11 protein-coding genes are annotated in these 14,794 nt (G+C 33.2%); 2 read left to right on the forward strand and 9 right to left on the reverse strand.

The window, feature by feature from the left end; genetic code table 11:
* Positions 1–53: 53 nt before the first annotated feature.
* From Q0921_RS22110 to Q0921_RS22145, 8 genes are all read right to left on the reverse strand, one after another.
* Positions 54–1,490, reverse strand: coding sequence for a rubredoxin (locus Q0921_RS22110; protein ID WP_299260856.1), 1,437 nt, complete (start codon positions 1,488–1,490; stop codon positions 54–56).
* A gap of 2 nt (positions 1,491–1,492) precedes the next feature.
* Positions 1,493–5,014, reverse strand: coding sequence for a nitrate reductase (locus tag Q0921_RS22115; RefSeq protein WP_299260858.1), 3,522 nt, complete (start codon positions 5,012–5,014; stop codon positions 1,493–1,495).
* A 499-nt stretch (positions 5,015–5,513) separates the two neighbouring features.
* Entirely contained in the window at positions 5,514–5,840 is a 327-nt protein-coding gene (locus Q0921_RS22120) for a hypothetical protein (RefSeq protein WP_299260860.1), read from the reverse strand.
* Positions 5,841–5,932: 92 nt separating this feature from the next.
* Complete coding sequence (locus Q0921_RS22125; RefSeq protein WP_299260862.1) at positions 5,933–6,262, reverse strand: hypothetical protein; 330 nt, start codon at positions 6,260–6,262, stop codon at positions 5,933–5,935.
* Positions 6,263–6,642: 380 nt separating this feature from the next.
* The gene (locus tag Q0921_RS22130; RefSeq protein ID WP_299260864.1) at positions 6,643–7,467 is read right to left on the reverse strand and encodes an ABC transporter ATP-binding protein; all 825 of its coding nucleotides are present in this window, start codon (positions 7,465–7,467) and stop codon (positions 6,643–6,645) included.
* An 11-nt stretch (positions 7,468–7,478) separates the two neighbouring features.
* A complete protein-coding gene (locus Q0921_RS22135) occupies positions 7,479–8,342 on the reverse strand; it encodes an ABC transporter ATP-binding protein (protein WP_299260866.1) in 864 nt (287 codons plus the stop codon).
* 11 nt (positions 8,343–8,353) lie between these two features.
* A complete protein-coding gene (locus Q0921_RS22140; RefSeq protein ID WP_299260868.1) occupies positions 8,354–9,490 on the reverse strand; it encodes an ABC transporter permease in 1,137 nt (378 codons plus the stop codon).
* A gap of 128 nt (positions 9,491–9,618) precedes the next feature.
* Positions 9,619–11,025 carry a CmpA/NrtA family ABC transporter substrate-binding protein gene (locus tag Q0921_RS22145; RefSeq protein WP_299260870.1) on the reverse strand — a complete coding sequence of 469 codons (1,407 nt, stop codon included), beginning with the start codon at positions 11,023–11,025 and terminating at the stop codon, positions 9,619–9,621.
* Positions 11,026–11,480: 455 nt separating this feature from the next.
* Between Q0921_RS22145 and Q0921_RS22150 the strand changes: the two genes are divergently transcribed.
* A complete protein-coding gene (locus Q0921_RS22150; protein ID WP_299260872.1) occupies positions 11,481–12,314 on the forward strand; it encodes a type IV pili methyl-accepting chemotaxis transducer N-terminal domain-containing protein in 834 nt (277 codons plus the stop codon).
* A 16-nt stretch (positions 12,315–12,330) separates the two neighbouring features.
* Here the strand turns inward: Q0921_RS22150 and Q0921_RS22155 are convergent, their stop codons facing one another.
* The gene (locus tag Q0921_RS22155; protein ID WP_299260873.1) at positions 12,331–13,017 is read right to left on the reverse strand and encodes a response regulator transcription factor; all 687 of its coding nucleotides are present in this window, start codon (positions 13,015–13,017) and stop codon (positions 12,331–12,333) included.
* A 257-nt stretch (positions 13,018–13,274) separates the two neighbouring features.
* Here Q0921_RS22155 and Q0921_RS22160 point away from each other — a divergent pair, with 257 nt between their 5' ends.
* Positions 13,275–14,606, forward strand: a complete 1,332-nt coding sequence (locus Q0921_RS22160) for an alginate export family protein (RefSeq protein ID WP_299260875.1) — start codon at positions 13,275–13,277, stop codon at positions 14,604–14,606.
* The last annotated feature ends 188 nt before the right edge of the window (positions 14,607–14,794 follow it).

Below are 14,794 nucleotides of genomic sequence, written 5' to 3' on the forward strand. Positions count from 1 at the left end.
TCTAAGAGGAAGATATAAAGAAATTTGGCATAATTGAACCGTTATAAACTACCCTAAACTACTTCTAAAATCATCTTCTCAAAACTATCTTTACCAGCGTCACATAATGCACATTGATAGGTTTCTGGTAAATCTACAAACTCAGTTCCTGCAGGAATACCTGATACAAGATCGCCTATAGATGGATCATATATCGTTTGGCAATCCTTACATTGAAATACTTCGATCTCCGTTTTCTCATTTTTAGCAGGAATTCCTGCAAAACTTTCTTCGTCTCCTTCTCCCAAATTCTGGAAATAAGCTTTTGTCAATTCTAATAATATTGCGGGCAAATCCATTTGGTCTATATCTTGCGCATATACAATATAATTTCGTGTATTAGGGTCGAATTTCTGAGCATACAGAACATTATAGGTGGGTCTTATAACAAAATCTTTTATAGCCTCTGGTGTTTTGTTTTCTTCTATAACAACCGACGTGAAATATCTTTTTTGATTGCGATTGATACTTATGGTAAACGTCATACCATAGGTACTTATATCATTTTGATCAAAATTCATGACCAAGAATTTTTTCAGATCCAGTGCCTTCTGATTAGCTACCGGCAAATGCCAATTTAACTCTAATGCAGAATGACGTACATTAATCCCTAACTGCCCCAAGAGTTTTTCCAGAGGTAATTTACATTCCTTCGGAATTCCTTTTATTATAAAAGATTTCCAAGGGGTTAAACACATTTTACCTATTCGATATTCTATACAAAACTCACAAAGTGCCTTAAGAAATTTTAGATCATATTGATTATTTCTCCAATACAGTCCTAACCAATATTGATTGATTCCCATTTTATTCATTCCTTCATAATACGGAAATGGCTTAAAACTAACACTTAGTGGCTTTTCTACAACTCGATTATTAGTATCAATACTCTCATTGAGAAACTGAAAAAGCTCATCAACATTATTTACTTTTTGATATATTTTTTCGATTTCCTGAGCTACTTTTGCGATATCCCAAGTAAATATTAAAACCGGGTAAAACACTTCTTCCCAGCCTGGTAATTTTAAGAATAAGTACCAATAATCTTCATTTGCAGAGGCAATAAAATTAAGATCTCCCGAGAATAATGACACCATTTGCTGTTGGGGATCTGATATATTAATTTTCAGCTTAGGTTTATACCTAAATTGCTCAAGAATGTATAAATATGTTGTACCACGCAACCAAACAGTAGAATTAAAAATATCTATAGAAACGTAAGAGCAACTTATATTCTGTTCCGTCTCCGGAGCAAAAAAGTCAGTATTGAATGATTCATGTTCAGTGACCAAATTCCCCTTAGCATCTTTAGATGGAAATATGATATCCTGTCTGGATCCAAAATGGAAAGTTTCTAACCCTAGATCCTCTGCATACCTAATGATTCGTTGCAATTCACTAGGTGATAAAATCCCCCCTTTGATATTTACTCTATGCATAAATTCTTCCATACCTAAGCTAATTGCAATACTTTATTAAATACTTCTTTTACTTCGGGCTTACAACTACCACAACCTAATCCTGCTCCTGTTTTAACACACAACTCTGAGAAATCTTCACAGCCAGATTTTATCGCTTCTTCTAGATTACCCTCACCCACCTGACTGCAAGAACAAATCAGTTTACCAAGCACAGGTTCATCGGGTTGTGATGACCTAAGTAATTCTTCTCTTTTTTCTGATAATTCTATTTTCTCCTCGATCAACCTTTTAAAATCTGCAAACTCGCTCTTATCACCCATCAAAATTGCTCCTACCAACCAATCGTTTTTAACAATACATCTCTTATAAAATCTCTTACCTACGTCCATGAAAACAACTTCTTCATAGGTGGGATCATCTTTTGGCATATCAATATTACCAATACTGCATAAATCCAAATCCTCAAATTTCAGGATATTCATAAATACAGAACCTCTATAAATCGCACTAAAATCTCCTAAAAGATACTTCGCTACTACATCAGCTTGTTGTTCTGCTGCAGCTGTAATTCCGAATAAATTACCTTCAAATTCAGCAATCTCTCCTACTGCAAAAATATCTGGATCACTAGATTGTAAATATTGATTTACTACAATTCCTCGACGACAATTGACACTTTCAGCTTTGGCTAAATCAATATTAGGAATGGTACCAATAGAATAAACAACGGCATTACAGCTAAATGATTTTCCTGATTTCAGGTTTACTAACAATGATCCAGAATCCTGATTAAATACTGTATCCACTTCATTATCAAAATGGATTTGTATTCCTTTTTCGCGTACATCCTCTGCTAACAAACGACTGGCTACAATGTCTAATTGACGTTCCATCAATCGATTTCCTCGCTGTATAATGGTAATTTTCACTTCCTTTTTACGCAGTGCTGCTGCCAGTTCCAGACCTAATAATCCACCTCCTACAATAGTTACATGTTGTTTATTTTCGGGCAAACCGGTATCATCGAGATATGTCTTTAGTTTATCTGCATCACTACGGTCCCTCATGGTAAATCTTCCTGGCAAATGAATCGGCACCTCTTTTGGTACAAAAGCTCGACTACCTGTAGCCATTAGCACCACATCATACTGATGTTTTTTTCCTTTACTATCGATAAGATACTTTTCTTCTCTATTAATCTTAGCAATTGGATTGCTTGTAGACAAGGTTACATTAAGAGATTCCATGCTGCCTTCTCGCATCTTTTGTAATTGCTCCCAAGTAAGTTCTTCACTCACATATTCTGGCAGTAAAACACGGTTATAAAAAGGATACGGTTCTTTAGAAAACACAGTAATCTCATCTTCCATATTATGCTCTCTATACGTTTGTATAAAACGATATGCAGCAGTACCTGCACCAATGATACAAATCTTCTGTTTTTCTTTTACAAATTTTGAAACCTGTACTGCAGAAAACTTAAAATCAGGTTCTTTGGAAACGGGATCAACAATACTAGTTGTTAGATTATTAGCTCTTCCATAATCATTACCTAACACTTTACCCCAATGCATTGGCAGGAATACTACTCCCTTACGGATAGTATTGCTAACCTTTACCTTTACCTGTACTTTTCCTCGCTTACTTTCTACCACAGCAATATCACCATCTTTCATCTTTCTGAGAAAAGCATCTACTTGGTTCATTTCTAAGAAAGGATGTGGAATATGCGTTAATAACCTATTTACCTTTCCCGTTTTGGTTCTGGTATGCCATTGATCACGAACTCTACCAGTCGTTAAAATTAATGGATGCCTCTCTGTTAATAATTCTGAAGTTGGTTTGGTAAACCTTGGAACTATAAACTTTGCGTTACCAGTATCTGTATAAAAACGTTTATCCTCAAATAAGCGTGCAGTTCCCGAATGATTGCTTTCTGGTACTGGCCACTGAAAACTACCTTCATTTTTTAATCGTTCATAATTTAAACCAGCAATATCAATATTTGTATTTTTAGTCAATCGACAATGTTCTTTGTACACCTCTTCTACAGATGAGTAATCAAATCCCCTGTATCCCATTCTTTGTGCAAATTTCCAAAGTATTTCTGAATCAGATAATGCTTCTCCAGGAGGATCAACCACCTTATTCAAATACGTAATACGTCTTTCGCTATTAGTCATTGTACCTTCTTTTTCTGCCCAACCAGCAGCAGGCAAAACTAAATCGGCATACTCTAAGGTCTCGGAACGATGAGAAATATCCTGGACCACAACAAACTTGGCATTTTGTAAAGCTTTTTCTACCTTATTAGCATTAGGGAGACTTACTAAAGGATTTGTACAAATAATCCATACTGCTTTTAGTTTTCCACTTTCTAGAGCCTCAAACATCTCTGTAGCTGTCAATCCTGGTTTCTCAGAGATTTCTTTACCTCCCCAAAAATTAGCGACTTCTGTTCTATGTTCTTTATTACTTAAATCTTTATGGGCTGCCAGTAAGTTAGCCATTCCTCCTACTTCTCTTCCTCCCATCGCATTAGGTTGTCCTGTCAATGAAAAGGGACCAGATCCAGGTTTTCCGATATGCCCCGTAAGTAAGGATAGATTTAAAAGCGCATTATTTTTGTTTACTCCTATAGAACTTTGGTTTAACCCCATCGCCCAAAGCGTTATAAATCCTTTAGCATTACTTATATATGAAGCGGCTTTCTTAATATCAGCAACAGTTATTCCACATACTTTTGCAGCTTCTGTTAATGAAGTGGATTGCAAAGACTCTTTTAACGATTCATAATTATCTGTGTGGTTTGCTATAAAACTCTTATCGATTTTTCTTCGATCAATTAGTCGCTTAGCAATTGCATTAAACAATACCACATCTGTGCCTGGTATAATTTGTAAATGTAAATCTGCAATATCACAGGATTGCGTTTTTCTTGGATCAACTACAATGATTTTGGTATCTGGATTTTGTTCTTTATGTGCTTCAATTCTTCTATATAAAATAGGGTGACACCATGCAGGATTAGCTCCCGCAATCATAAAGCAATCTGCTAATTCTATATCATCATACGCAATCGGCACGCTATCTTCTCCTAACGCTTGTTTGTATCCCACAACTGCAGAACTCATACATAATCTAGAGTTGGTATCTACATTATTAGTACCAATAAATCCTTTGGTCAGTTTGTTTACCAGGTAATACTCTTCAGTAAGACATTGTCCTGAGACATAAAACCCGACACTATCCGGTCCATATTTATCAATAATGGTATTAAAAACTGCCGTTGCACGGTCAAAAGCCTGATCCCAAGATATCCGTTGACGTTCATGTCCTTTACTCCACCTCATCTCTGGGTATAAAACCCTATCACTCTTATCCTGAACTACATGGTGTAAATTCATCCCTTTAGAACATAACATTCCTTTATTCACAGGATGATCAGGATCTCCCTCTACAGTAATCACTCCTTTAGCATCTTTTTTAGCTATTATTCCACAACCAACACCACAATATGAACATGTAGTTTTATAAGATTTAAATGCCGTCATATATCAATTTAAAAATACTCAAGTTTACTCCCAAAACTAAGTATTAATACGTATTAAACATAACTTAAACATCCTTTTCTCTTGTAGATTGGAAAGAATTACGAATTCGATAAAATATCCATAGTTAAAAAATGATTGTAGGATTATAGGACTATAACTTTTATTAACTTACATAAACAAAAAAAGCCGGTTACGACTTCTCGTAACCGGCAACACAAGAAACACTTAAAGCTACTAGTCTTTAAGGTTTCAAACACTAAATTATTTAGAATAAATCCTATATATTTTTATAAATACCAATGTAAATATTGTCTCATAAAATGAGTATAAGTAATTTGTTTCTAGAAAGTATGATTCGTTCTTTAATGAGTTTAAAAAACCATAACTAAAGAAATAAGCTCTGTTTGCGCAAATATTGGACTAAATATACCAATATTCCACAAACAGAGCTTATAACTTATTCCTTTTTGGAAAAATTTATGAACTATAACGTTACAGCTTAAGCAGCCTTTTCAATTTTTCTCAATAAACCGATTTCTATATACTCTTTTATCTTATCCGCTTTTTTAATTTTTCCCGTATCAATAGGTAACCATCCATCAACTTTAATCATATCGTTAGGATTACTACTAAAAAACATTTCATACTCATACGCATCGGAGTTATTATTTACTCCATATGACTCTGGACTATTTTTAACCTTATTTGTGATTCGTTTTTTTACAATTTCGATTTTAGATGCAAAATTCAGGTTACCAGTATCTCCATTTACTTCCACTTCTAAAAACTCTGTAATAGCTTCGGTGATTAATTCATTTACTTTCATAATTCATTTTATTTTTGGGTTCATATTTTATCAACTAAATAAATTGGTTAAACAAACCATGTTATTAACTAAAAATCAATAACTAATGTTTGTTAGCTTAAAGAGCTTCCTATCCTTCTAAGCAATCCAATTTCAATATATTCATCTATTTTATCAGCTTTTTCAATTCTGCTCGTATCAATAGGAATCCATCCATCAATCTTGATCATATCATTAGGGTTACTACTAAAAAACATCTCATATTCATAACCTTCAAAACCATTTACCATACCATAAGCATCCGGACTATTTTTAACTTTATTAGTAATCCGCTTTTTTACAATTTCTATTTTGGATGAAAAATCCAGATTTCCCGTATCCCTATGCACCTCAACATCCAAAAATTCCGTAATTGACACCATTATCAACTCTTCTATATTCATACTCCTTTTTTTAATTCTTCACAAACAACTATCCCCTGTTTTTTTAGGGTTATTTCAATAAAAAAAATAATAAAATTAAAAATAACCCTATAAATATTATACAAATCTATACATAAAACATATAAAAATACAAATGACCCCTAAAAAATTAGGGGTTAAATACAAATTATTGCGTTTTAATAAAAAATATTTAAATAAATTACTTTTTCTGCAATTTGAATTAGTGAAATTTTGAGATTTAGTAAGCTTGGTAGTCAGAATATCATCTTATTTAAGCATTACTATCATAAACTTGAAAATAAAAACACCTTATATCGTCATTTATACCTAAACAACAATATAAGGTGTAATAAGAATTGAATATTTTTCTTTAAAAAACCCTAATGTTCCAGAAAATTTATCAAATGTTCCCTGTATTTATAATAGTCAGGATGTTCTAAAACATCTTTTCTTAAACGAGGGCGTTCAAAATCAATTTCCAATATATCTCCGACTTTAGCTCTCGGACCACTGGTCATCATTATTACTCGATCTGCTAAAAAAATAGACTCATCAACATCATGAGTAATCATAATAGCAGTAATTTTTTCTTGATTCCAAACCTCTATCAACACATCTTGCAATTCTCCCCTGGTAAGAGAATCTAACATCCCAAACGGCTCATCTAACAATAAGACCTTAGGCTTTAATGCAAATGCCCGAGCAATTCCAACACGTTGCTGCATTCCTTGAGATAGTTCTTTTGCCTTCTTATACATAGCATCTTCCAAACCTACTTTTGATAGATAATATTTTACAATATCATCTCTATCTTTTTTTGTTCCGTGTCCAAATACTTGTTTAACACCCAGCATCACATTATCATATGCAGTCATCCAAGGTAACAAACTAGGCGACTGAAATATAACTCCTCTATCAGGCCCAGGGCCTTTGATTGTTTGATTATTAGCTACAATTGTTCCTCTAGAAATAGGATTAAGTCCAGCGATCATAGTAAGTAATGTAGATTTACCACAACCAGAGTGGCCAATAATAGAGATAAACTCTTCATGTTTTACTTTTAAATCAAGATCATCTAAAACTACATAATCCCCTTTAGGAGTTGGATATATTTTAGTCAACTGAGAAATATCCAGCATATATTTATCCTCAAACAATCCATTATCCGATCTTCTTACCTCTTCTAATTCTTTTAATCCTTCCATTTTAGTCTATTTTAGTTAAAACTTATCCTTCTAAAAGGTGGTATTTTAACTATGGGTTTAATATCGGGTAACACGTGATTACTGTCTTTTTTAGAAGCTCTTTGTTCTCCTATTTGAATAAGATATTCCATAATACCATTACGGAGTAGCTTATAATCCTCATTATGATTAAGCGCAGCTTTATCTCTGGGGCGCGCCAGATTAACTTTATACTCAGGTCCAAGTGTAGCTTTAGGACCAGGTTTTAATGGTATAATCCGATCTGCCATTAAGATCCCTTCGTCTACATCATTAGTAATCAACAAAGCTGTTTTTTTATCCTTATTCCAAATATTGAGAATTTCTTGTTGTAAATTACCTCTAGTTAGTGCATCTAAAGCGCTTAAAGGCTCATCCATCAAAATCATATCCGGACTCATAGACAATGCTCTCGTAACAGAAACTCTTTGTCTCATTCCTCCAGAAAGCTCTTTTGGTAATTTACCAATAGCAGGCGAAAGGTTCACCATCTCTACATAATCCTCTACACGTTTATTTCTATCCTTTTTAGACATTTTTCTAAACGCCTCTTTCACTGCCATACCGACATTATTGCGAACATTTAACCAAGGTAGTAATGAATAATTCTGAAAAATAACTCCTCTTTCATGACTTGGTCCTGTTACCCGCTCTCCTTTAAATAAAACCTGACCTTCATCAGGCATTAACAAACCAGATATAAGATTTATCAAAGTAGTCTTCCCACTTCCAGTAAAACCAACAATAGCAACAAATTCCCCTTCTTCGATTTCTAAATTAATATTAGATAATACTTGTGTACGATCTTTTCCGGTTCCAAAAGATTTGGATACATTTCTTAATTCTATATATGCCATAATCTTCTATTTTAAGTTGTTGCTTCTTCAGTAAACGTTACAAACTTTTGTACTGTAAACATTAATTTATCTAACAAAAAGCCAATACCCCCTATTACAAACATTGCTGCAATAATTTTTGCATTAGAATCATTTGCTCCGTTCTGGAATTCTTCCCAAACAAAAGTCCCTAACCCAGGGCTTTGCGATAACAATTCTATTGCGATAAGCACCATCCAAGCTACCGAAACTGTAATTCTTAATCCCGTAAAAATCAAAGGGAAAGATGATGGTAAAATAATTTTAAACACTTTCTGACCTACCCCAAGATTTAACACCTTTGCCACGTTAATATAGTCTTTATCAACTGTAGAAACACCTAAAGTAGTATTCACTAATGTTGCCCACATCGCACACAAACCAACAGCTATAAAAGAGATAATAAAAGAAACATCCCCATCATATTCTAAAGTAAATGTTTTAACGATCATATATACTAGTAAAAACCACACTACTGGAGAAACCGGTTTAAAAATTTGGATTAACCAATTGAAAGAAGATCGTAAAGTACTACTTAACCCCAATACAACACCTATCGGAACCGCTAAAAACAATGCTAGAAAAAACCCAGCAAAAACCGTTTTTAAACTAGTAAATATCTGATCAACAAAAGATGGTCTTCCTGTATATTTTATTGGTTTTTTTTTCGCTGCTATTCCTTCTTTAATTTTATCAGCATTAACTCTATTAAATTCTAAATTCTTTTCATTTAATGGTGCTACTTTGAGAGCAAAAGCTTCTTTTTTTAAATTGATTTCTTTGTGATCTGCTAATAATGTTTTAAAAGCCCCTAAAACAGCAACAGGAGATGGTAAAGAATTAATAGACGATTCTCCTGTTTCAATTCTTTCTAACTCGGTAGTTACCCCACTATTTCCAGATGCTATTCTCGCAGTTTCAATTTTAAAATCTTTTTCTACGTTATACAAATAACTAGATCCAGCATGCCATAGAATCAAAAACAACCCTACTGCCAAAACAGGCAGTAATACCTTTTTAAACAAAGCAATCAAATTCTTCTTTGTTTCCTCTCCAGCTGCTAACCTTATAGCCGGTTCAAAAAAACCTAATCCCACAAAATTGAGAATATGTATAGACCTATCTTTCATTTTATTTCTTTTAAAAACTTATCCGCTCCAGTCGTCATTTTAAAACATATTGCTTCTACACTAGAGACATTAGATTAATTTTGTTCATTATTCACTTGAAGGGTAAACTAAAAGAGAATATTCTCTTTTTACTTCTCAATGCTTGAAACACCTTCTACATTCTCTTTATTCCCAATACCAAAACTGTTGATATACCCTATCGGATCTTTAGCATCATATTTATTACCATCAATAAAATCAGTAGTAGCTGGTTTATAACCATCTGTCTCAGGTAATTCTGAAGCCTCAAGATGACCTTCTTCCACTAACAAATTAGCTGCTTTTTTCCAAATATCAGGGCGATAGATATCTTTAATCGTTTTATCATACCACGCTGCAGGTTTACTATCTGGAATTTGTCCCCATCGTCTCATTTGAGTCAGAAACCATACACCATCAGAGTAAAAAGGATAGGTGGCATCATGCCTGTAGAACACATTAAAGTCAGGCATTTCTCTTTTATCCCCTTTTTCGAACTCAAAAGTCCCTGTCATAGAATTAGCCAATACCACTTCATCCGCTCCAACATATTCTGGCATCGATAGTATTTTTACTGCTTCTGGGCGGTTACCAGGTGCATCCAACCATTTACCTGCTCTAATCAACGCTTTGGTTACAGCAGTAGCTGTATTTGGATATTGTTCTACAAATTTCTTAGTCATCACAAAAACTTTCTCTGGATTATTTTTCCAGATATCATAATTCGTAACTACAGGAACACCTATTCCTTTAAAAACAGCTTGTTGGTTCCAAGGCTCACCTACACAGTATCCATAAATTGTACCTGATTCTAACGTTGCTGGCATTTGTGGTGGTGGAGTTACTGACAACAATACATCCGCATCAATTTGTCCCTGAATATTATTCTTAGAATACATACCTGGATTGATCCCTGCTGCAGCTAACCAATACCTTATTTCATAGTTATGTGTAGACACAGGAAATACCATACCCATTTTGAAAGCTTTTCCATCATTTTTATAAGATTCTATAACTGGCTTCAATGCATCCGCAGAAATAGGATGGATTGGCTTTCCGTCTTCTCCTTTTGGAACGTTAGGCTTCATTTTAGACCAAACATCATTAGAAACGGTTATGCCATTACCATTCAAATCCATAGAAAAAGGAGTTACCAATTCTGCTTGTCTACCAAAACCAGCTCCAGCCGCAATAGGCTGTCCTGCTAACATATGAGAACCATCCAGCTGCCCATCAATAACACGATCTAATACATTTTTCCAATTTGACTGCGCCTCTACTGAAACGAACAATCCTTCATCTTCAAAAAAGCCCTTTTCCTTAGCTATTGCTAAAGGAGCCATATCTGTTAACTTTATAAATCCGAAAGTTAGTTGTGGTTTTTCTATCGTTAGCTTAGACGTTTCTTCTTTTATACTTGCATCACTTGACGCTAGTTCTTTTTTCTTCTCTCCTCCGCAAGATGAAAAAATCATTACGGTTAAAAGCATCCATATTTTAAGATTCATTGTTTTCATAAATTTAATTTTTGAAAGTTTAGCTAATAGAACATTACAAAACTAAGTATTATTACTTATTAACGAATAATAATACACGAAAAAATACGTACTAAAGTAGTTAATTACGTATTCAACAATTTAAGAAGTAACTAATTAGATAATCGATAAAAGAATCTATTGAAAATAGAGATATACAAAATAGTTTGTTAAAAAAAAGCTTAAACAATTGTTAAACAACATTATAACTTTTTTAACGTACTCTTAATATGTGTTTTCCATACTCTTCTAAAAAGACCTTAAAAGAGATTCTAAAACTACGTATCAAATATTTGGTTTTGTCGAAAAAAAATAAGTATTTTGGAAAACGTACCCCGATAAACGTAGATATTTTCTTCATAATTAACCTGTATTAGATCGGCATTTAATACCATCAATCCCAATAAATAATCCAATTATAATGTAAAAACTTACTTATGAAAAAGAAGAGAACCAAAATTTTATTAACTATTTGTGTCATACTTTTTACGTATAATCTTGTAACCTCGCAATCAAATAACTTTGGCGCTATAACTTATGGAAAAGCAATAAATATATCAGGAAAGCAACGAATGTTATCCCAAAAAATGTCTAAAGCTTATTTATTAATTGCAAAAGGAATAAGTGATGCAGCGATAAAGAAAGAATTAAATTCTAGTAAATTTATTTTTGAAAAACAACTGCAAATATTAACCAAAAATGCATCAAGCTCATCAGTTAAGTTATCTATAAAGAAAGTGGAGGAATTATGGGTAGATTTTAAACAGGTTGTTACAAGCACCCCAAATCCTCAAAATTGCTTAAGAATAATGAAAATGAATACATCTTTATTAAAAGCCTGTAATGATGTCGTTGTCAGTATTGAAAATAATTTCAATTATAATAATCAATTTTTCCAAAACAAAAACAAGGAATTGGTAAACACGATAAATGTGTCAGGAAAGCAACGAATGCTTTCTCAAAGACTATGTTTATATTACACAGCCTCTACAATGTTTACACAGGAGAGCACTGAGTATAAAAAAGTATTAAATAGTGTATATACAGAATTTGATACTGTAATAGGAAATTTATTAATTAGTAGTTATAACAGCACTGAAATCGAGGAAGAATTAGGATCTATTATGGCTTTATGGGAGAAATTTCAAACCAATCCGAAAGGCCTATTTAATGGAGACTTTCAATTACAAGAAATATTTGCTACTACTAACCAGCTGACCAAGTCATTCAATAAAATTACTGGTTTATACGAAGGTATTTCTAACAACTAAACACAAAATAATAAGGTCAGGAAATCATATTATATTTTCTGGCTTTTTTACTTAGTTCCAGTACATTTTTAACTACCATTTTCTTCATTAAATTAAATCGATGCACTTCTGTTGTTCGCTTACTAATATTCAATTCTGCTGCAATATCCTTATTAGTCATACCAGAAACAGCTAACTTTAGTACTTGATTTTCTCTTTTTGTAAGATCAAATGGGTTATGAATTAGGTTTTTGCTCTCTGTAGTTTGTTTAACTATTTTTTCTTCACTCCTCTTCTCTGTGCCCTTATTGATCAAATTCTTAACCAATATAGAAGATACATCTCCACTAAAATATTTATTTCCTTTACTTACAGTTGACAATGCTTTAAGAAATTCTTCTTTACCTGCATCCTTCAATAAATACCCATCAGCTCCTGCATTTATGGATTGCAAAATATATTCATCAGAATCGTGCATCGACAACATAATGGTTTTAGACGACACCGATAAAGCTGTAAGCTGCTCTACTGTTTCAATACCAGACATTTCTGGCATTCTTATATCACAAATTACAATATCGGGTTGCAGCACTTGAATCACATCAATAGCTTCTCGCCCATTGGATGCTTCCCCAATCACTTCATATTCTTTTTCATCTTCCAAAAGCGAACGAATACCATCTCTTACTAAAAAATGATCGTCAACCAATACAATACTAACCATATTTCCTAATACCTAATTAAACCGATCTCTCCACTAAAGTTGTTAATCCACCAAATATATGAATAATTCAAAAATAGCTCCATAAAATTAATAATCTTAAAATTATAATTAAGTATTTTTATTTAAAAAAACATTTTAAAATACGTATTAATACTTAGATTTGTTACTCAATTAGTACATAGCTAATAGAACTGATTGAAAAGAACATAGCAATAGTGTAGGTAGGACACTTACACAACAAATGAAAAACTTAAGAGATGAAAAACAAGTTACATTATACTATACTATTATTATTAGTATTAGTATCTAAAGGGAAAGCTCAGGAATTAAGTATTGATTTAGATTTTAGAGATCGATTTGAATATCGTCATGGGTTCAATAACATAGTTCCTCAAGGAGCAGATCCCGCAGCTCTTGTACAACAGAGAGCCAGATTAAAATTTGGATACACTTCAGAAAAGTTCAAAGCACATTTTAGTCTTCAGGATGTAAGAGTATGGGGAGATACTAGACAAATTTTGGATAATGATGCTAATAATAATTTACAAATAGCAGAAGCCTGGGCTTCTTTGGCATTTGGAAAAGGTTGGTCTACTAAAGTAGGTCGACAAATGATCTCATATGATGATCAGAGAATCTTAGGTGGTTTAGACTGGGCATTACAAGGTCGTTTTCACGATCTAGCGTTAATAAAATATGGAAACGAAAAGATCAAATTGGATCTTGGTTTTGCATTTAGTCAAAATGATCTAGATGCACTTCCCAATAATCAATCGGGTACTATTTATAATGTTACTGGTTTTTTTAGTTATAAAGCCATGGAGTATGCACATTTAACCTGGAAGGCTTCAGAAAAAGCTACGCTTAGCTTTTTGGCACTAAATAATACATTTCAGAATATAATAAATGGAACTCCCACAGATGGATTCTATCACACTCATACAATAGGTACACATTCTAAGTTTAAATTTGGAGGAGTCGGTCTCGCTTTAAACGCATACTTGCAAGCTGGTGAAGGACCTGCGGGACCTCCTGAAACACCTTCTACAGATCTTTCTGCATATTTAGTAGGTTTAGAAGTAAATGGAAAAATAGGATCTACCGGAATTGGAGGAGGTTTTGAAATTCAAAGTGGCACAGATCAGAACGAAACAGATGGAAAAAACTATTCTTTCTTTCCTCTCTATGGAACCAATCATAAATTTAACGGATATATGGATTATTTTTATGTTGGAAATCATGCAAACTCTGTTGGTTTAACTGATATATATGCCAAAGCGAATTTTAAACTTGGAAAATCCTCAAGTCTTCTTGTCAAAGGACATTATTTCTCATCAGCAGCTACTCTTATAGATGATACAGATGGATCAGAAGCTGACAAATACCTTGGAACGGAAATGGATATTGTATTTACACAAAAATTACTTCCCTATGCTTCAATAAAAGTTGGATATTCTCAAATGTTCGCTGGAGAAGGAATGGAGTTTCTGAAAAATCAACCCAATCCAAGTGGATTACAAAACTGGGGATGGGTTCAGTTAGTAATTAAACCTAATTTACTTAAATGGAGTCCTAAACCCATACAGTAATCTTCAACTCGCTTTATGTAATAGAAAATCTATTCCACAAAAAAAGTTCAACGTTATATTTCTAAAACCTGCGAAACTAATTTTGCAGGTTTTTTTTGTGAATTATTTTAAAATTCTCAATTTCTAATAGCCATAATTACGTAATTCTTATCAATTAAATACGTATTAATACTTAATTTTGAATTAAC

This window comes from uncultured Aquimarina sp., assembly GCF_947496855.1.
Taxonomy (GTDB): domain Bacteria; phylum Bacteroidota; class Bacteroidia; order Flavobacteriales; family Flavobacteriaceae; genus Aquimarina.

Coding starts and splice junctions, on each gene's coding strand:
- Q0921_RS22130 (WP_299260864.1), bottom strand. CDS start 7,467: ATGGAAGGATTAAAAGAATTAGAAGAGGTAAGAAGATCGGATAATGGA.
- Q0921_RS22160 (WP_299260875.1), top strand. CDS start 13,275: ATGAAAAACAAGTTACATTATACTATACTATTATTATTAGTATTAGTA.
- Q0921_RS22135 (WP_299260866.1), bottom strand. CDS start 8,342: ATGGCATATATAGAATTAAGAAATGTATCCAAATCTTTTGGAACCGGA.
- Q0921_RS22120 (WP_299260860.1), bottom strand. CDS start 5,840: ATGAAAGTAAATGAATTAATCACCGAAGCTATTACAGAGTTTTTAGAA.
- Q0921_RS22140 (WP_299260868.1), bottom strand. CDS start 9,490: ATGAAAGATAGGTCTATACATATTCTCAATTTTGTGGGATTAGGTTTT.
- Q0921_RS22125 (WP_299260862.1), bottom strand. CDS start 6,262: ATGAATATAGAAGAGTTGATAATGGTGTCAATTACGGAATTTTTGGAT.
- Q0921_RS22155 (WP_299260873.1), bottom strand. CDS start 13,017: ATGGTTAGTATTGTATTGGTTGACGATCATTTTTTAGTAAGAGATGGT.
- Q0921_RS22115 (WP_299260858.1), bottom strand. CDS start 5,014: ATGACGGCATTTAAATCTTATAAAACTACATGTTCATATTGTGGTGTT.
- Q0921_RS22110 (WP_299260856.1), bottom strand. CDS start 1,490: ATGGAAGAATTTATGCATAGAGTAAATATCAAAGGGGGGATTTTATCA.
- Q0921_RS22145 (WP_299260870.1), bottom strand. CDS start 11,025: ATGAAAACAATGAATCTTAAAATATGGATGCTTTTAACCGTAATGATT.
- Q0921_RS22150 (WP_299260872.1), top strand. CDS start 11,481: ATGAAAAAGAAGAGAACCAAAATTTTATTAACTATTTGTGTCATACTT.